15 protein-coding genes and 2 pseudogenes are annotated in these 18168 nt (G+C 67.8%); 8 read left to right on the top strand and 9 right to left on the bottom strand.

Features of this window, described 5'->3' with window-relative positions; translation table 11 throughout:
- Positions 1 to 15: 15 nt before the first annotated feature.
- Positions 16 to 1212, bottom strand: a complete 1197-nt coding sequence (locus ON33_RS03055; RefSeq protein ID WP_051151580.1) for a glycosyltransferase — start codon at positions 1210 to 1212, stop codon at positions 16 to 18.
- 95 nt (positions 1213 to 1307) lie between these two features.
- On the opposite strand from ON33_RS03055, the gene ON33_RS03050 reads away from it, so the two are divergent.
- Together ON33_RS03050 and ON33_RS03045 are read left to right on the top strand one after the other, a co-directional pair.
- Positions 1308 to 1721: a VOC family protein gene (locus ON33_RS03050; RefSeq protein WP_040854744.1), complete on the top strand. Its 414-nt coding sequence runs from the start codon at positions 1308 to 1310 to the stop codon at positions 1719 to 1721.
- A 67-nt stretch (positions 1722 to 1788) separates the two neighbouring features.
- Positions 1789 to 3374, top strand: a pseudogene (locus ON33_RS03045) (acyl-CoA synthetase).
- 16 nt (positions 3375 to 3390) lie between these two features.
- On the opposite strand, the gene ON33_RS03040 reads toward ON33_RS03045, so the two are convergent.
- The 4 genes from ON33_RS03040 to ON33_RS03025 form a co-directional block, all read right to left on the bottom strand.
- Positions 3391 to 4032: a hypothetical protein gene (locus tag ON33_RS03040; RefSeq protein WP_218001361.1), complete on the bottom strand. Its 642-nt coding sequence runs from the start codon at positions 4030 to 4032 to the stop codon at positions 3391 to 3393.
- Between the two features lie 353 nt (positions 4033 to 4385).
- Positions 4386 to 5381 carry a sigma-70 family RNA polymerase sigma factor gene (locus ON33_RS03035; RefSeq protein ID WP_040854741.1) on the bottom strand — a complete coding sequence of 332 codons (996 nt, stop codon included), beginning with the start codon at positions 5379 to 5381 and terminating at the stop codon, positions 4386 to 4388.
- 104 nt (positions 5382 to 5485) lie between these two features.
- On the bottom strand, positions 5486 to 7135 hold the full coding sequence (locus tag ON33_RS03030) for an acyl-CoA synthetase (RefSeq protein WP_040854738.1): 1650 nt from the start codon (positions 7133 to 7135) through the stop codon (positions 5486 to 5488).
- 167 nt (positions 7136 to 7302) lie between these two features.
- Positions 7303 to 8340 (bottom strand): LLM class F420-dependent oxidoreductase, encoded by a 1038-nt coding sequence (locus ON33_RS03025; RefSeq protein ID WP_040854897.1) that lies wholly within the window; start codon positions 8338 to 8340, stop codon positions 7303 to 7305.
- Positions 8341 to 8474: 134 nt separating this feature from the next.
- On the opposite strand from ON33_RS03025, the gene ON33_RS03020 reads away from it, so the two are divergent.
- The 4 genes from ON33_RS03020 to ON33_RS03005 are packed head-to-tail and all read left to right on the top strand — an operon-like array spanning position 8475 to position 12026.
- Positions 8475 to 9398 carry a Zn-ribbon domain-containing OB-fold protein gene (locus ON33_RS03020; RefSeq protein ID WP_174391471.1) on the top strand — a complete coding sequence of 308 codons (924 nt, stop codon included), beginning with the start codon at positions 8475 to 8477 and terminating at the stop codon, positions 9396 to 9398.
- 17 nt (positions 9399 to 9415) lie between these two features.
- Positions 9416 to 10450 carry a thiolase family protein gene (locus ON33_RS03015; protein WP_040854732.1) on the top strand — a complete coding sequence of 345 codons (1035 nt, stop codon included), beginning with the start codon at positions 9416 to 9418 and terminating at the stop codon, positions 10448 to 10450.
- Positions 10447 to 11613: a thiolase family protein gene (locus tag ON33_RS03010; RefSeq protein WP_040854728.1), complete on the top strand. Its 1167-nt coding sequence runs from the start codon at positions 10447 to 10449 to the stop codon at positions 11611 to 11613. The genes ON33_RS03015 and ON33_RS03010 overlap by 4 nt, the downstream gene beginning before the upstream one ends.
- A complete protein-coding gene (locus ON33_RS03005) occupies positions 11610 to 12026 on the top strand; it encodes a nuclear transport factor 2 family protein (protein ID WP_040854725.1) in 417 nt (138 codons plus the stop codon). Before ON33_RS03010 ends, ON33_RS03005 begins: the two co-directional genes overlap by 4 nt.
- Positions 12027 to 12185: 159 nt before the next feature.
- Here ON33_RS03005 and ON33_RS03000 read toward each other — a convergent pair whose 3' ends face one another.
- On the bottom strand, positions 12186 to 13382 hold the full coding sequence (locus ON33_RS03000; RefSeq protein WP_051151595.1) for a cytochrome P450: 1197 nt from the start codon (positions 13380 to 13382) through the stop codon (positions 12186 to 12188).
- A gap of 206 nt (positions 13383 to 13588) precedes the next feature.
- Here ON33_RS03000 and ON33_RS02995 point away from each other — a divergent pair, with 206 nt between their 5' ends.
- On the top strand, positions 13589 to 14755 hold the full coding sequence (locus ON33_RS02995) for a steroid 3-ketoacyl-CoA thiolase (protein ID WP_040854719.1): 1167 nt from the start codon (positions 13589 to 13591) through the stop codon (positions 14753 to 14755).
- A gap of 358 nt (positions 14756 to 15113) precedes the next feature.
- Positions 15114 to 15530, top strand: coding sequence for a helix-turn-helix domain-containing protein (locus tag ON33_RS02990; RefSeq protein WP_011207048.1), 417 nt, complete (start codon positions 15114 to 15116; stop codon positions 15528 to 15530).
- A gap of 585 nt (positions 15531 to 16115) precedes the next feature.
- On the opposite strand, the gene ON33_RS02985 is transcribed toward ON33_RS02990, so the two are convergent.
- The 3 genes and pseudogenes from ON33_RS02985 to ON33_RS42615 form a co-directional block, all read right to left on the bottom strand.
- On the bottom strand, positions 16116 to 17144 hold the full coding sequence (locus ON33_RS02985; RefSeq protein WP_040854716.1) for a hypothetical protein: 1029 nt from the start codon (positions 17142 to 17144) through the stop codon (positions 16116 to 16118).
- A 91-nt stretch (positions 17145 to 17235) separates the two neighbouring features.
- A complete protein-coding gene (locus ON33_RS02980; protein ID WP_051151578.1) occupies positions 17236 to 17748 on the bottom strand; it encodes an ImmA/IrrE family metallo-endopeptidase in 513 nt (170 codons plus the stop codon).
- 10 nt (positions 17749 to 17758) lie between these two features.
- Positions 17759 to 18168: pseudogene (locus ON33_RS42615) on the bottom strand (hypothetical protein); the annotation flags it as partial.

The raw sequence follows: 18168 nt of genomic DNA, 5'->3' as shown, positions 1-18168 counted from the left end.
GGCCTCCGGCGCGCTTCACGATTCCAGTTCGCGCACCGAGAGAATCCGGACCCCGGCCGGGCCGGGGTGGTCGAGGTCGGGTTCGAGTTCGTAGAGCAGCGACTCGCCGCGCGCGTCGTGGCGGATGGCCCGGCCCAGCTCGGCGGCGGCGCGGTAGTAGGCCGGGGTGCGCATGGCATGGCGGACCGCGCGGGCGATGCGCTGCGGAGTCGCGGTGCGCGGCACCGTGACTCCGGCGCGGTGCGCGCGGACGCGGGCCGCGTTGTCGGCGCTGTCGCGGCCGTGCGGGAGCACCACCACCGGCAGGTCGGCGGCGAAGGCCTTCATCAGGGTGCCGTGACCGCCGTGGGTGATGACCAGGCTGGCGTGGCGCATGATCTCGCTGTGCGGGGCGGCCCGCAGCACCGTCACATTCCGGGGTGCGCGGATCTCCGCCGGGTCGATGGCCGGGCCCGTGGTGATGACACCGCGCACCGGGAGCGCGCCCAGCGCCTCGGCGACCCGCTGCAGGCAGTCGGTCTGGTGCTGGAACGTGGTGGACAGCGCCGCCAGGACCAGCGGGTCGCCGCCGTCGTGCGGGATCCAGGCGATGTCCGTTGCCCAGTCCGGCTCGTCGAGGATCGGCCCGACCCAGCGCACCCCGTCCGGTCCCTGGCCCGGGAAATCGAAAGCGGCACTGGACAGCACCAGCTGCCGGCGGCCCAGCTGCGCCTGATCCTGATAGTGGGCCAACCGTTCCAGCCCGAAATCCGCGCGCAGGGCATTCAGCTTGGGCAGCAGTTCCTCGTCCCAGCGCCGCTGCATCAGCGAGCCCACCACCCGGTCGCGCAGGCGGCCGAGCGGCCCGTGCGCCTTGCCGAAGCCGGATCCCGGCGGCGGCCCGCCCTCCACCGGTAGCGGGTAGATGCCGGGGATGAGCACCGAGAAGGGCACCTCGCAGGCCTGGGCGGCGACCATGGCCCCGAAGGCGAAGAAGGAGGCCAGCACCAGATCGGGCCGCTCGGCATCGATTTCGTCGGCGGTGTCGCGGGCGAATCCGGCCCCCGCGCGGGGGCGCAGCCGTGCGCCCGTCGCCGTGACCGGGCCGGCCAGCGATTCCTCCGCGAGCACGGTCACCCGATGGCCACGCCGTACCAGCCGCCGCACCACCCCCAGCTCCGGCGGAACCGTTTCGCCGCTGCCGGTGAGGGCGACCAGGTAGCTGTCTGTCATCGGGCACCTCCCTCAGTCACTCTTGCACGACCGATGAGTTTTCCGCACCCGCTTCGTCCCCATCAGTACAACGTAATGAGAGGGGTCGAACCACCATGCCGAGCAAGATGGTCTTCATCAATCTGCCCGTCGCCGACCTGGACCGGTCCAAGCGCTTCTACGAGGCCGTCGGCTGGAAGGTCGATCAGGACTTCACCGACGGCAATGCCGCCTGCATCGTGGTCGACGACAACATCTGCGTCATGCTCCTGACCCACGACTTCTTCACCACCTTCAGCCCCCGCCCGCTCGGCGACACCCGAGGCACCGTCAACGCCCTCTATGCCCTCGCCCTCCCCAGCCCCCAGGAAGTCGACGCCCTCGTCGAAGCGGCCCGCCGAGCCGGCGGCACCGAAGAATCCAACCCCGACCGCCGAGCCCAGGAAGCCGAGGTAGGCATGTACAGCCGCACCTTCCTCGACCCCGACGGCCACCAGTGGGAGCCCTTCCACATGGCCTACCCCACCTGACCCGGACGGCAGCTTCCTGCCATGCGATGAACTGTCGGTTCACCCGGGTCCGAATCAGGGTGAATCCATGGCTTTCAATGTTGCGGACCTGTTCGAGCACGCGGTCGACGCGGTCCCGGAGCGGATCGCGCTGACCTGCGCCGACCGCCGATTCACCTATCGCGAACTGGATGAGCGAGCCAACCGGCTCGCCCATCACCTGGCCGCCCGCGGCATCGGCGCGGGGGATCACGTCGGCGTGTACGCACGCAATTCGGCCGAGGCGCTGGAAACGATGCTCGCGACCTACAAGCTGCGGGCGGTGTCGGTGTGCGTGAACTATCGCTACGTGGCCGAGGAAGTGCGCTACATCGCCGGCAACGCCGACCTGAAAGCGCTTGTCCACGAAGCGCAGTACGGCGACATCGTCGCCGAGGTCCGGGCTGCCGTCCCGTCGCTGACCGAGGTGCTGGCGATCGGACCCGACTACGACGCGGCGCTGGCCGCGCAGTCCCCGGCCCGCGATTTCGGCCCGCGCAGCGGCGACGACCTGTACATCCTCTACACCGGCGGCACCACCGGCATGCCCAAGGGCGTGATGTGGCGGCACGAGGACGTCTGGCGCGCGCTCGGCGGCGGCATCAATCACGTGACCGGCGAATACGTCTCGGACGAATGGGAATTGGCGGAGAACGCGAAGTCCGCGCCGACCGGGATCGTCATGGCTCCGCTCTCGCCGCTCATCCACGGCGCCGCGCAGTGGGCCGCGTTCCTCGCGTTGAACTCCGGTGGCACCGTGGTTTTCGTGCCACAGTTCGACGCGCACGAAGTCTGGCGGGTGGTGGAGCGGCACCGGGTCAATGTGCTCACCGTCATCGGTGACGCCATGGCCAAACCGCTGCTGGAGGCCTATCGCGAAGGGCACTACGACGTTTCGTCGCTGTGGGCGTTCAGCAGCCACGCCGCGCTGTTCTCACACTCGCTCAAACAGCAGTACCTCGACACCTTCCCGAACCTGTTCATCACCGACGTGATCGGCTCCTCGGAGAGTGGCAGCACCGGATTGTCCGTGATCACCAAGGATTCCGACCACACGCAGGGCCCACGGGTGACCTTCGGCGCGCAGGCCGCCCTGCTCGACGACGACGGCAACCTGGTTGCACCCCGGCCGGGCGCGGTAGGCCGGATGGCGCGGACCGGTCACGTGCCGCTGGGGTACTACAAGGATCCCGAGAAGACGCGTTCGATCTTCACCGAGGTGGACGGCAAACGCTATGTGGCGCCCGGCGATTACGCGCGTTACGAGGCCGACGGCACCGTCACCCTGCTCGGGCGCGGCTCGGAATGCATCAATACCGGCGGCGAGAAGGTGTTCCGGAAGAGGTCGAGACCGCGCTCAAATCCCATCCCGAGGTCTTCGACGCCCTGGTGATCGGCGCGCCGCACGACCGCTTCGGACAGGCCGTGGCGGCGGTGGTGCAGCCCCGGCCGGGCGCCGCGCTCGCGCTCGGCGAGCTCGATGCCCACCTGCGGACCAAGGTCGCGGGATACAAAGCGCCCCGGGGGTACTGGCTGGTCGACGAGGTCATGCGGCAGCCCAGCGGCAAGGCCGACTATCCGGCCGCCAGGCGGTACGCGGCCGAGCACGCCGACGGGATGCGCGCGCCCCGCTGACCGCCGAGGTGCGCGGTCAGCTCGGCAGCCCGAGGTCACGCACCCGCACCCCGAGCTGGAATCGGGTGCTGACCTCGAAACGCGCCATGAGCTGCGCGACATAGCGGCGGTACGTGCGCAGCGACACCCCCAGCGCTCGCGCCGCCGTCTCGTCCTTCGCCCCGGCGTACAGCTGCTCGACCACGGCCAGCGCCACCGCGTCCAGTCCGCGCTCCCCCAACTCCAGGTGATCGCGGAGCTGACGCGCGGAATGCCAGGTGCGGACGGCGTATTGGTGCACCACGCCGAGCAACGCCGGTTCGGCCACCAGCAGGCCGCGCGGTTGCTGCCCGGGCGGGGCCGACCACAGCGCGGCCCGCTCGCGATCGACGATCAGCACATTGCAGAAGTCGGTGTCGGTGACCCGGATCCGCGAGCCGACCGCGAACTGCCGCAGCACCGCCTGCCGTCCGCGCGTGCCCACATAAGCGGCTGACAGCAGCAGCCGAACCTGTTTACCGGCGGCGTGCAGCTGCCGGAAAACCGTATCCTCGGAACCGTATTCGGTCTCCGGCCGGACGGGACGGGCGATGGCCATGACGGCCTCGTGCCGCACCCCCACCAGCATGCGGCGCAGATTCTCCGCCCACAGTTCATCCGCGTGCAGCTCTACCGTCATCACGTACCTCTCGTGAACACCCGCGGGAGAGCATATTTCGATCACTGCCCAGCGGGCTGAGCCGGCGACACGAAATCTGTTGCCGCCCAACCTGGGTGTCACACAAAACGGGTGAGTCGCCGATCTTGACCGGTAGCGGCGCCGACCGTGAGGGTAGAGGAACCGGCTAGTTCGTGCGGAGCCTCCGATCAACGGCGATCAGCGACGGCCACCGATGTCCTCCGTCCTTCGACGGAGGTTGCGCGCCAAGCCGGTCCGCGGGCCGGAGTCCACCGTCATATGAGGTATGGACGGAGGTCGACCGGCCCGCGGAACACCAATGGGGTACGGCGACAGACGGTGACGAGCCCGCCCTAGTTCGAGCCCAGCTCCATGGGCAGGCCGAACAGCGGGAAGAGCTTCTCGGTGTCGAGGAAGAAGGTGAGACCGGAGATGCGGTCACCGTCCAGCTCGAGGGTGGTGATGGACCACGGGATCCAGCGGCCGGGCTCATCACCCGGCTTGTAGTGGCCGAAGGCGGGTAGCCCGTTGGCGCCGGCCAACGGGACCATGCGGGAGTCGCGGCAGGCATGGCCGGTGCCCAGCATGAACGCGGCCACGTTCTCGGGGCCGGAGATCCACAGCGAGAACGGCGGCATGGACAGGGCCACATCGGCTTTCAGCAGATCGGTGAGGGCGTCCATGTCATAGGCCTCGAAGGCCTTGACGAAATCGTCGACGAGTTTGCGCTGCTGCGCATTGTTCTCATCGAAGGGGTCCGACACGGTGGCCGTCGCCTGCACCTTCGACATGGTGGCGCGGGCGCGCTGCAGGGCGCTGTTCACCGAGGCCGGGGAGACATTGAGCATGTCGGCGGTCTCGCCCGCCGAGAAGCGCAGTACCTCGCGCATGATCAGGATGGCGCGCTGGCTGGCCGGCAAATGCTGCACCGCCGCCACGAAGGCCAGGCGCAGCGTGTCCTTGGCGCTGGCCGCCTCGGCGGGGTCGGCGCCGAAGGCGAGCGCGTTCGGAATCGGTTCCACCCATACGTAATCCGGCTCCGGCGCGGGCAGCTGCGAATCGGGCGTCGAGGGACCGTTGAGATCCATCGGCCTGGCCCGGCGCTGCGGACCATCCAGCATGTCCAGACAGACATTGGTGGCGATCTTGTACAGCCAGGACCGCAGGCTGGACCGGCCCTCGAACGAGTCGTAGGACTTCCATGCCCGCGTGAAGGTCTCCTGCACGGCGTCCTCGGCTTCGAAGGAGGACCCGAGCATTCGATACGCGTAGGCGCACAGCTCCCGCCGATGCCCCTCGAAAGACCGGAGTACCTCGTCCGAAACGGTGCCGCCCACCTTCTCGCTCATGGCAGACAGCGTCGCACAGGCCACCGACAAGAAACAGCCGCGAAAAGGTTGGTGCCCGCCTGCGATCGCAGGCGGGCACCGGGAGCCTCGAAGAGCCGAGCCGCTTACTTGGCGCTGGAGGCCTGGGCGTGGTCGTCGGCCTCGCGGGCCTCGGTCTGCGCCTTGGCCCACTTGTAGTCCGGCTTGCCCGCGGGCGAGCGCTTGATCTCGTCCACGAACCACAGGCTGCGCGGCATCTTGTAGGAGGAGATCTCCTTGACCAGGGTCGGGCGCAGCTCTTCCAGCGTCGGGCGGGCCCCACCGCGGCACTGGACGACCGCGACCACGCGCTGGCCCCAGCGCTCGTCCGGCACGCCGACCACGAGCGCGTCGAAGATCTCCGGGTGCGCCTTGAGCGCGCCCTCGACCTCTTCGGGGTAGATCTTCTCGCCACCGGAGTTGATCGACACCGAGCCGCGGCCCAGCATGGTGACGGTGCCGTCCTCCTCCACCCGGGCGTAGTCGCCGGGGATGGAGTAGCGAACGCCGTTGAACACCTTGAAGGTTTCGGCGGTCTTGACCGGGTCGTTGTAGTAGCCGAGCGGGATGTTGCCGGTCCGCGCCAGCATGCCGACCTGACCGGAGCCGGGCTCGACCTCGTTGCCCTCCTCGTCGATCACCTTGGTGGAGCCGTCGATCTTCACGCGCGGGCCGCCGGTGTGCGTGGCGCCCTTGGCCGCCACGGCCAGACCGCCGAAGCCGGTCTCCGAGGAGCCGATGGAGTCGGTGATGAGCGCGTTCGGGAACCGCTCGATGAAGTCGTCCTTGAGCGCGGGCGAGAACAGCGCCGCGCTGCTGGCCAGCACCCACAGGGTCGAATACTCGTACGGCTCACCGGTTTCCGGGTGGCCCTGGGCCACCGCGTCCAGCATCGGACGGGCCATGGCGTCGCCGGTAATGAAGATCATGTTGACCCCGTGGCGCTGAATCGCCTGCCACACACCGTGTCCGGAGAACTCGGGCAGCATGACGGCCTTGCCGCCGTCGAACAGGCTGTGCAGGGTCGCGGTGAACGCGCCACCGTGGATCAGCGGCGGGATCGGGTAGCGCACCATCGGCGAGTTGCCGCTGGCACCGCCCTTGGACTGCTCCCACTCGTCCTGGATGAACTCACCGGTGTAGAAGTTGATGCCACCGCCGAGGACGCGCCACCAGTCCTCCTGCCGCCACATGACGCCCTTGGGCATGCCGGTGGTGCCGCCGGTGTAGATCATCATGATGTCGTCGGAGGAGCGCTCGCCGAAGTCACGCTCGCCGCGCGAGCCTGCCAGTGCCGCTTCGTATTCCACGGCGGCCGGGGGCAGCGGCAGATCGGTGCCGTCCTCGACGGTGATGACGGCCCTGATCTTCGGCACGTTCGGCAGCACATTGGCCACCTTGTCGCTGTACCGCCGCTCGTGAATGAGCGCGACCATATCCGAGTTCTCGAAGATGTATTGCAACTCGTTCTCGACGTAGCGGTAGTTCACGTTGATCATGACTGCCCGCGCCTTGAAGATGGCGACCATGGCCTCGACGGCCTCGATGGTGTTGCGCGAGTACACGCCGACCTTGTCCCCCGGCTGCACACCCTGATCCTGCAGGTAGTGCGCCAGCCGGTTGGCCCGGTCCTCCAATTCGGCATAGGTCACCGAACGAGTGTCATCAACCAGCGCGACACGTTCCGGCATGAGGTCGATGGTGTGCTCGACAAGGTCCGCAATGTTGTAGCTCACTGGTTCAAAATAGAACGTGTTCTTGTGTGTGACAAGCCACAGATTCGGCTTTGTTCCAGTGACCGGATGTGCCCCCTGTCACACCCTACGGCGACTTACGCGGATTGGGAACAGCCGCGAAAGGGCGCGACCCACCCGATGGGGCGCGCCCTGCCCAGCCGGTCCCCCTACGACTCGATGATCGGGCGCAGCGCCTCGAACTGCGCCACGTCGCGGACGCCGACGAGCATCATGGTGACTCCGGCCTGCTCCCACACCTTCAGCTGCTCACGCACCTGCGCCTCGTTGCCGATGATGGTGGTGTCCAGGATCATCTCGTCGGGCACCACCGCCGCGGCCTCGTCCTTGCGGCCGGTGCGGAACAGCCGGGTGATCTCGTCGACCTGCTCGCCGTAGCCCATGCGCCGGTACACCTCGGCGTGGAAGTTGAGCTCCTCCGCGCCCATGCCGCCGATGTAGAGCGCCATGAACGGGCGCAGCCGATCCAGTTCGGCCTTGACGTCGTCGGTCAGGATCACCTGCGCGGTGGCGGCGATCTCGAAGTCCTCGCGCGAGCGCCGCGCGCCCGGGCGCGAGAAGCCCTCGTCGAGCCACTCGTTGTACATGTCGGCCAGCCGCGGCGTGTAGTAGATGGCCAGCCAGCCGTCCGCGATCTCGGCGGTCAGCGCGACGTTCTTGGGGCCTTCCGCGCCGAGCCAGATCGGCAGGTCCGAGCGCAGCGGATGGGTGATCGCCTTGAGCGGCTTGCCGAATCCGGTGGCGCCGGGCCCGGAGTAGGGCAGCGGGTAGTGCGGGCCGGCATTGGTCACCTTGCCCTCGCGGGCCAGCACCTGCCGGACGATCGAGACGTACTCGCGGGTGCGCGCGAGCGGCTTGGCGAACGGCTGCCCGTACCAGCCCTCCACGACCTGCGGGCCGGAGACCCCGAGGCCGAGGATGTGCCGGCCGCCGCTGAGGTGGTCGAGGGTCAGCGCGGCCATGGCGGTGGCCGTGGGCGTGCGCGCCGACATCTGCACGACGGAGGTGCCCAGCCGGACCCGGCTGGTGTCGGAGCCGTACCACGCCAGTGGTGTGAAGGCGTCCGATCCCCAGGACTCGGCGCTGAAGACGGCGTCGAAGCCGTTCTCCTCCGCGGCCAGCACCAGTTCCCGGTGATTCGCGGGCGGCTGCGCGCCCCAATATCCCAATTGCAACCCGAAGCGCATTTCCATGTCCTTCCTAGAACATCCGGGGCTGGTCGTCAGGGCCGCAGCCCGTACTCTTGCCACCGTCACTAGAACCTGTTCTACTCGATCTCGTGACTCTGGGGAACACCGAAATACTGTCCGCACCGCTGCGGATGAAATTCGACTACACCCGCTCCACCGGTCCGATCATCGGTCGCTTCCTCACGGAACTGCGATCCGGCAAGGTCGTCGGGGTGCGGGGTTCCGATGGGCGCGTGATCGTGCCGCCCGCGGAATTCGATCCGGCCACCGGCGAGGCGCTGTCGGAGTTCGTCGACGTGTCCGACGTCGGCACCGTCCAGACCTGGTCCTGGGTGGCCGATCCGCTGCCCGGTCAGCCCTTCGACCGGCCCTTCGCCTATGCCCTCATCAAGCTGGACGGCGCGGACACCGCCATTCTGCACGCGGTGGATGTGGCCTCACCGGCCGACATCAGCACCGGCCTGCGGGTGCGGGCGCGCTGGGCCGCCGAGCGCACCGGCGACATCCACGACATCGCGGCCTTCGAACCGGGCGAGACCTCTGCCGCCCCGGCCGATGCCACGAGCGAAGCCGAACCGGTGACCGGCATCGTGACCCCGATCGACTTCTCCATCAAGCACACCGCCGCCCCGCAGGAAGCCGTCTTCCTGAAGGCGCTCATGGAGGGCCGCCTGCTCGGCGCCCGTGCGCGGATGGACGGCAAGGTGTATTTCCCGCCGCGTGGCGCCGACCCGCGCGACGGCTCGCCGACCGACGACTATGTCGAGGTGTCCGACAAGGGCATCGTGACCACCTTCTGCATCGTGAACGTGCCCTTCATGGGCCAGCGTCTCAAGCCCCCGTACGTGGCGGCCTACGTGCTGCTCGACGGCGCCGACATCCCCTTCCTGCACCTGGTGCTCGGCGTCGAGGCGAGCGAGGTCCGGATGGGCATGCGGGTCGAGGCGGTGTGGAAGCCGCGCGAGGAGTGGGGCCTGTCCATGGCCAATATCGACCACTTCCGGCCGACCGGCGAACCGGATGCCGACTACGACAGCTTCGCGCACCATCTCTAGAGAGGCGCTGAAATACCTTGAGTAACACAGCAACCGACATCGCGGTGGTGGGCTTCGCGCACGCGCCGCACGTGCCGGAGACCTTCGGCACCACCAATGGCGTCGAGATGCTCGCGCCCTGCTTCCAGGAGCTCTACGGCAAGCTCGGCATCGGGGTCTCCGATATCGGCTTCTGGTGCTCCGGTTCCTCGGATTACCTTGCCGGACGCGCCTTCTCGTTCATCTCGGCCATCGACTCCATCGGCGCGGTGCCGCCGATCAACGAGTCGCACGTGGAGATGGACGCGGCGTGGGCGCTGTACGAGGCGTGGGTGAAACTGCGCTCCGGGCAGGCGGAGACGGCGCTGGTGTACGGCTTCGGCAAGTCCTCGGCCGGCACCCTGCGGCAGATCCTCACCCTGCAGACCGACCCGTACCTGGTCGCGCCGCTGTGGCCGGACTCGGTGTCCATCGCTGGGCTGCAGGCCCGCGCGGGCCTGGACGCGGGCCGCTGGACCGAGGCCGAGATGGCCGCGGTGGCCGCTCGCAGCACCGGCGCGGATGCCGAAAAGCTTTTGGCCGCACCGAAGGTCGCCGATCCGTTCCGCGCCCATGACATCGCCCCCATCACCGACGGCGCGGCCGCCATCGTGCTGGCCGTGGGCGATCGCGCCCGCGAGCTGTGCGAGCGTCCGGCCTGGCTGACCGGCATGGCCCACTACATCGACACCCCGGTGCTGGGCGCGCGCGACCTGACGGTCTCGGCCTCGGCCAAGAAGGCGGCCGACGCCGTCACCGGCGGTGACGCGACCGGCTTCGATGTCGCCGAGCTGCACGCGCAGTTCAGCCACGAGGAACTGATCCTGAAGCAGGCCATCGGCCTGAACGGCGGCACCCGGATCAATCCGTCCGGCGGTCCGCTGTCGGGCAATCCGATGTTCGCCGCGGGCCTCGAGCGCATCGGCTTCGCCGCCACCGAAATCATCAACGGCACCGCGAATCGCGCACTGGCACATGCCAGTTCTGGCCCCGCGCTGCAGCAGAACCTGGTTGCCACCATGGAGGCACGATGACACTCCCCGCCGCGGTGCTCGGCACCGGACAGACCCATCACGTGACCAAACGGTCGGATGTATCCATGGCGGGCATGGTCCGCGAGGCCATCGACCGCGCCCTGGTGGACTCCGGCCTGACCATGGCCGATATCGACGCCGTGGTGGTCGGCAAGGCCCCCGACTTCTTCGAGGGCTCCATGATGCCGGAGCTGTTCCTCGCGGATGCCCTGGGCGCCACCGGAAAACCGCTGCTCCGGGTGCACACCGCCGGTTCGGTCGGCGGCTCGACCGCCATCGTGGCGGCCAACCAGGTGCAGGCCGGTGTGTACGGCAAGGTGCTGGCCATCGCCTGGGAGAAGCAGTCGGAGTCCAACGCCATGTGGGCGCTGTCGAATCCGGTGCCGTTCACCATGCCGGTCGGCGCGGGCGCGGGCGGCTACTTCGCCCCGCACGTGCGCGCCTATATCCGCCGCTCCAACGCGCCGCTGCACGTGGGCGCCATGGTCGCGGTGAAGGACCGCCGCAACGGCGCGCGCAATCCGTTCGCGCACCTGCACCAGCCCGACATCACCCTGGAATCGGTGATGGCGTCCCAAATGCTTTGGGACCCTATCCGTTTCGATGAGACCTGCCCGTCCTCGGACGGCGCCTGCGCCATCGTGATCGGCGACGAGGCGTCCGGCAAGGCCGTGGAGGCGCAGGGCAAGAAGGTGGCGTGGGTGCACGGCACCGCCATGCGCACCGAGCCGCTCGCCTACGCCGGCCGCGACCAGGTGAATCCCCAGGCCGGTCAGGAAGCCGCCAAGGCGCTGTGGAAGCAGGCCGGGATCACCAACCCGCTCGAGGAGATCGACGCGGCCGAGATCTACGTCCCCTTCTCGTGGTTCGAGCCCATGTGGCTGGAGAACCTGGGCTTCATGCCCGAGGGCGAGGGCTGGAAGCTCACCGACGCCGGCGAGACCGCCATCGGAGGAAAGCTGCCGGTCAACCCGTCGGGCGGCGTGCTCTCCTCCAACCCGATCGGCGCCTCCGGCATGATCCGCTTCGCCGAGGCCGCCAAGCAGGTCATGGGCCGAGCCGGCGACTACCAGGTGGAGAACGCCCGCAAGGCCTACGGCCACGCGTACGGCGGTGGCTCGCAGTACTTCTCGATGTGGGTCGTCGGGAGCGAGCAGCCGTGACCACCACGACCGAACATCCGGCCCGGGTGGCGGGCGCGGCGTCGCAGGCCGCGGTCCGCGCCAAGAACAAGGACGCCTGGGTGGCGCTGTTCGCCGCCGACGGGATCGTGGAGGACCCCATCGGGCCGTCCTTCTTCGACCCCGAGGGCGTCGGGCACCGTGGCGCCGAGGCCATCGCGGCCTTCTGGGACAAGGCGATTGCCGGCACCGAGTCGATCGAGTTCCTCTTCGACGACTCCTTCGCCTGCGGGCGCGAGGTGGCCTACACCGGGCGCATCCGCACCACCATGGGCGGCCACATCGTCGACGCGGAAGGCGTTTTCACCTACAAGGTGGACGAGGACGGGAAGATCCTGGCCCTGCGCGCCTTCTGGGAGACCGAGCGTGCGATGTCGACTCTGAAGCCTCGCTGAAACACTGGTGTCCCGTCTGCGTCGCAGGCGGGACACCAGTGGCGGTCGGGCAAGAACTGAAAGACGAAGCGGGCGACTGGATTATCCAGTCGCCCGCTTCTCTTCTCTCCGCCCCGAGGAGTGAGAGGGAAGGACGGGGCGGATCAAATCATCTGTGGCTCAGTGCTTCACGGGGCAGGTCTTGTAGTCGACCTGGAATTCCTTGATGCCGTTGAGCCAGCCGGATTGCAGCCGTCGCGGATCCCCGAGCTTGGAGATGTCGGGCATGTGGTCGGCGATGGCATTGAAGATGATCTCGATTTCGAGCCGGGCCAGGTTCGCGCCGATGCAGAAGTGCGCGCCGGTGCCGCCGAAGGACAGGTGCGGGTTCGGATCACGCAGGATGTTGAAGGTGTACGGATCCTCGAACACCTCCTCGTCGAAGTTGGCCGAGCGGTAGGACAGCACGACCCGCTGCCCCTTCTTGATCTGCACGCCGCCGACTTCCACGTCCTCGAGCGCCGTGCGCTGGAAGGAGCTGACCGGGGTGGCCCAGCGGATGATCTCGTCGGCGGCGGTCTTGGGCCGCTCCTTCTTGAAGAGCTCCCACTGGTCCGGGTTCTCCATGAAGGCGATCATGCCGTGCGTGGTGGCGTTGCGGGTGGTCTCATTGCCCGCGACGGCCAGCATCATGACGAAGAAGCCGAATTCCTCGGGCAGCAGCGCCTCGCCGTCCATGTCGGCATTGATGAGCTGGGTGACGATGTCGTCGGCCGGGCAGGCCCGGCGGGCCTCGGCCATCTGGTACGAGTAGCCGAGGATCTCGGTGGAGGCGACCACCGGATCGGCGTCGCTGTCCGGATCGTCGTAGCTGGTCATGTCGTTGGACCACTTGAACAGCTTCATGCGGTCTTCCTGCGGCACGCCGATCAGTTCGGCAATGGCCTGCAGCGGCAACTCGGCCGCCACCTGCTCCACGAAGTCGCCGGTGCCGGCCGCGGCGGCGGCCTTCACGATGGCCTCGGCCCGGGCGGTCAGCTCGGCGCGCAGGCCGTTGATGACGCGCGGGGTGAAGCCCTTGGAGATGATCTTGCGGAGCTTGGTGTGCTCCGGGGCGTCCTTGTTCAGCAGGACGAAGCGCTGCAGATCGATCTGCTCGCGCGTGATGTCGTCCTGGAACCGCGGGATCGCGGTGTTCTCATAGGTGGAGAACACGTCGTCGCGGCGCGAGACGGTCTTGACGTCGGCATGCTTGCTGAGCACCCAGAAGCCGTCGTCGGTGAAGCCGCCGACCTCCGGTGACTTCGGGTTCCACCAGATGGGGGCGCTGCGGCGCAGTTCGGCGAGTTCTTCGACCGGGACCCGGTGCGCCCACATTTCCGGGTCGGTGACATCGAATCCATCCGGCACATCGGGCCGGGCTGCAGTGTCAACCACCAGCAGTCTCCTTTGACCAACTGAAACACGTTCTACCGCTATTGAAGCACAGGAGGTAAAACAAGAGAAGGGACTAGGTATTAGTCCGGAACAGGCTTACGTTACTGGTTGCGAACTCGTTGCAGTTCTAATCCGGAAGGAAAGATATGGGTACTCCCGTCATCGTCGAGGCCGCTCGCACGCCGATCGGCAAGCGCAATGGCTGGCTGGCCGGCCTGCACGCCGCCGAGCTGCTCGGTGCGGCACAGCAGGGCGTGCTCGAGCGCGCGGAACTGAATCCGGCGCTGGTCGAACAGGTCGTCGGCGGCTGCGTCATGCAGGTCGGCGAACAGGGCAACAACGTCACCCGCACCGCCTGGCTGCACGCCGGGCTGCCGTGGCAGACCGGTGCGGTCACCATCGACAACCAGTGTGGTTCCGCGCAGCAGGCCGCGGGCCTGGTTGCCGGGCTCATCTCCACCGGCGCCATCGAGGTCGGCATGGCCTGCGGCATCGAGTCCATGAGCCATGTTCCGTTGGGCGCCAACGTCGGAACGCACGCCGGCCCGCGCCGGCCCGCGTCCTGGGACATCGACATGCCCAACCAGTTCGAGGCCGCCGAGCGAATCGCCAAGCGGCGCGGCATCACTCGCGACGATGTCGAGGAGCTGGGCGTGCGCTCGCAGCGACTGGCCGCGCAGGCGTGGGCCGAGGGCCGCTTCGACCGCGAGGTGCTCACCATCAAGAACGCGCCGCAGGTCGACAAGGAGGGCAACCTCACCGGCGAGTTCGCCGACATCAGCCGCGATCAGGGTCTGCGCGAGACCACCCGCGAGGGCCTGGCGAAGCTGAAGCCGGTGGTGGAGGGCGGAATTCACACCGCCGGCACCTCCTCGCAGATCTCCGATGGCGCGGCCGCGGTGCTCCTGATGGACGAAAAGGCCGCGCAGCGTGAGGGATTGCGCCCGCGCGCCCGCATCGTGGCGCAGTGCCTGGTGGGTGGCGAGCCCGAATTCCATCTGGACGGTCCCGTTCAGGCCTGCGAGCGACTGCTCGAGCGCAGCGGTATGAGCATCTCCGACATCGACTTGTTCGAGATCAACGAGGCTTTCGCGTCCGTGGTGCTGTCGTGGGCCTCGGTGCACAAGCCGGATTTCGATCGAGTGAATGTCAATGGCGGCGCGATCGCGCTCGGCCATCCGGTCGGCAGCACCGGATCCCGCTTGATCACAACGGCTTTGCACGAGTTGGAGCGCTCGGACAAGAGCACCGCCATGGTCCTGATGTGCTGCGGCGGCGCCCTCGCGACGGGCACGATCATCGAACGGATCTAGTCCCTCAATGATTTTCGGCCAGGTTGAACGTTCATCCGTCCGGCCGTGAAACGTGGCGTACGCCACACAATCACCGGTACAGACGAGAGGATGAGATGTCAGCTATCTTCTGGCTACCCGAGGCCCGTCCAGGAAGACCCTCGCGACGGGCCAGAACCGGGGCTCTTAAGCCCTCGGCAAGAGCCGTGGGGCGAGCCCGCAAACGCCCAAGCCACACGGGGTGAAGCGGATCACCGCCTAGAAGCTTCAAGGAAATCGCGAATCAGGCGTAGGTTTTCAGTTACTGAGCCGCTAATATCAATGATACGTATCCGAGATAACGACTGTTAGTACAGCGAAGGGAATTGGGCGGCTCACAATGGCTGATTTCGCGGCGCGGCTGAACAAGCTGTTCGAAACCGTGCATCCCCCGGGGCGTAAGCCGCACACGAACGCAGAGGTGGCGGCTGCCTTGACGGCCTCCGGCCATCCGATCTCGAAACCGTATCTGTCGCAGTTGCGGTCGGGACAGCGCACGAACCCGTCGGATGAGACGGTGGCAGCGTTGGCAAAGTTCTTCAAGGTCAAGCCGGACTACTTCTTCAACGACATCTATGCGGCGAAGATCGATCACGATCTCGAGCTGCTGTCCCAGCTGCAGGGCTACGGACTTCGTCGTCTGTCGAGTAGGGCGTTCGACCTCTCCGAAGAATCTCAGAACCTCCTCACCTCTATGGCGGAGAAGTTGCGGGCCAGCGAAGGGCTGCCCGAAATTCCTCCGGACGGCACGGAATAGGCCCTGCCACAGAGCAACACAGTGCGGCTGGCTCGGAGGCCGCACTGTGTTGGTTTGTTACAGGGCCCGCTCCGGACTCGACATAGGCGGGTCACCGGCACTGCTTGCAGGGCAGTGCCGGTGTCCTGTCGGACCATTCGGTTCGAGCGATGGATGTTGCACCGGTCTCAGCCCGCTGAGGCCATGTGGCGTAGACCCCTGCGCTGGTGCACTGTGCACAAACCTGGCATTACGCCGACCGGGTGCAGCCGGCCCGTCTAATGAGTTGTTTTGTGCACTATGTCGTTTTGTGCGAGGTGCGCGTTTCGCCTCAAAGCACCTAGCGCGACAAGCAAGAGTGACAACATCGACTGACAAGCAAAGTCCCGTACTACGCACGACGGGTTCGATGAGACGAAACCTCGGATACGAAGTCTCATCGTGCAGGGCCCGCCGGAATGCCACGCCCTTGGCAATCACGCGCAGTGCGGGACTTGCGCATTTGCGACAAGATCGCAATTGGGTCGGTGATCTCCGCGTGATCAACTCAGGAGCCTGCCGACGGGTAATGCGCCGCGCTCTCGAATAGTAATGGAAGAGTAATGACTACCGTCGCGCGGAACCCCGGATCGCGCTCGGCGACGCGGCCGTCGCGTCGTAGGCGCGAGCGATGGCCTGTACCCAGCCACGCGGACTGACCCCCGCCGGCGGCGAGATCCAGCGGCCGTCGATCATGAACTCCCCGAACGGATTCCGCGCCCACTCGGCCACCCGCTGCGCGCGCTCGGCCACCGAGACCGGCGGCGCACCCGCAGCGGCCAGCTCCACCCCGCCACCGGACTGCAGGTAGAGCGCGTCCATGATCTGCGCGACCTGATCGGATGCCTTGAGCTGGGTGCCCGAACCGGTCTGCTCGTGCGCCACCACCTCCGGGAACCGTGAGATCAGGACCCGGTGCAGGGTGCGAATCTGTTTGAGCAGCACCCGCGCTCGCCACCACAGCTCGATCACGATCCACACCGCGCCGATCGCGATCAGCATGGCCGCGAGCTGCCACATCGGCCAGAACCAGCCCTCGTCACCCGGATTCGGCATCGGCTCGTCGCTCATCGCTCTGCGCATGGACATCGCCGCCAGCGCGCCGACCACCGCGGTACCGGTGGTGTAGAGCGCGATGCCGCGGCCCAGGGTGGTCCAATCCAGGTTGCGCACACCGGTGATCACGATGAACACACACTCCAGCAGCACGATCGCCCAGCCGAAGGTGATCGACCAGGCCAGCGTCAGGATCATGGCGATCGCGCCCCCGGCGTAGATCATCATGCCGATCTGCCGCAGATTGCGGCGCGACACCACCGGCCACGCCGCGGCCGCCACCACCGAGGTGGCGGTGGCGAACATGATCCACGCCGCGGTCACCACCCGGTCTCCCAGCCACTGGCCGTGCACCCCGCCGGGAACCAGATGGTCAACGGCCAGACCGATTTCCGGCACGCCGACGGTCACCGCCAGCGCCACCGCGGCGACCGCGATCACGATCGCGACCCGCGCGGTCGTCGCCGGTTTCACCAGCACGCGCCCGACCCGTGCACCCGAAGCCATCCACACCAGCATGGCCACCACCCAGAAGGTCATGCTGCATCCTTTCGGGGACAACCGAGAGCCCCCACGTGGTTACGCGAGCAAGCGCGGGGAGGAGGAGCGACGCCTCCGGGGCCTGCCCCGGTCATCCCAGCGCCTCGTCGAATCGAAGGACCGAGACGCCCGCGCCCCGGCTGTTGAAGACCCGCAGCCGGGTCATGAGCATGCTCGCGAAAGTCTCCGCCTCCCACTCGCATTGCTCGTCGTCGCCCAGATCGACGGCCTTCTGATGCGCGCGCTGGCTGAGCATGTAGGCGATGAGATCGTCGCTGGCCTCCAGTACCACCTCGGTCGCCGCCTCGCCCGGATGGTCGAAGACGATATGCCCCAGCTCGTGCGCGAGGGTGTGCTCGCGACTGGGCAGCGCCTGCGCCAGCACGATCACGTCCCGGTCCGGATAGCTGCGGCGCTGGCCGCACACGCCCGGACCCAGTTGGGCACTGGCGATCTCGATGGGGCGGCGGCGCTCCGCCGAGATGGCGAGCACCACCTCCTCCAGATCGGTGGCGTCGAAATCGGCCGCTACCGCGCACACCGCGTCCACCGCGGCGGCCACCCGGCGGTAGGACCCGATGCTATGCGCCTTGCTCCCGGTCATCGCGGTCCTCTCATACCCTCGGTCCGAAGAAAGCCGCGCGGGCGGCGTCGACGCGCGCCTGGGCCGCGGACGCGCTCTGGAAGCTGACCGCGCCCGAGCCGGTGCCCGCCAGCGCCATGGCGATCAGCCCGCCGATCACCGACAGTGGCTTCCACGGCGGCAGCGGGGTGTTGTTCGAGGTCGGCTTCACATCCGGATTCGGCTGGGCCAGTATGGGAGCGGGGGCCGGCGCGGGTGGCGGCGGAGGCGGGGGCGCGGCGGGCGCGACCTCCGGGGCTGGTGCGGGCACGGCTGCCGGGACGACCATGACGGGCGCCCGCGGCGCGGCCGGCGGCTGCGGGATCTCCAGCGGCACCGACGGCGCTTCGGGCGCGGGCGGCGGAATCAGCAGGAGCAGCAGCGGCGAGGCGCAGACGGCGG

This window comes from Nocardia niigatensis NBRC 100131, from assembly GCF_000308655.1.
In the GTDB taxonomy this organism is placed as follows: Bacteria; Actinomycetota; Actinomycetes; order Mycobacteriales; family Mycobacteriaceae; genus Nocardia; species Nocardia niigatensis.
This window is presented reverse-complemented; position numbering and strand designations above follow the sequence as displayed.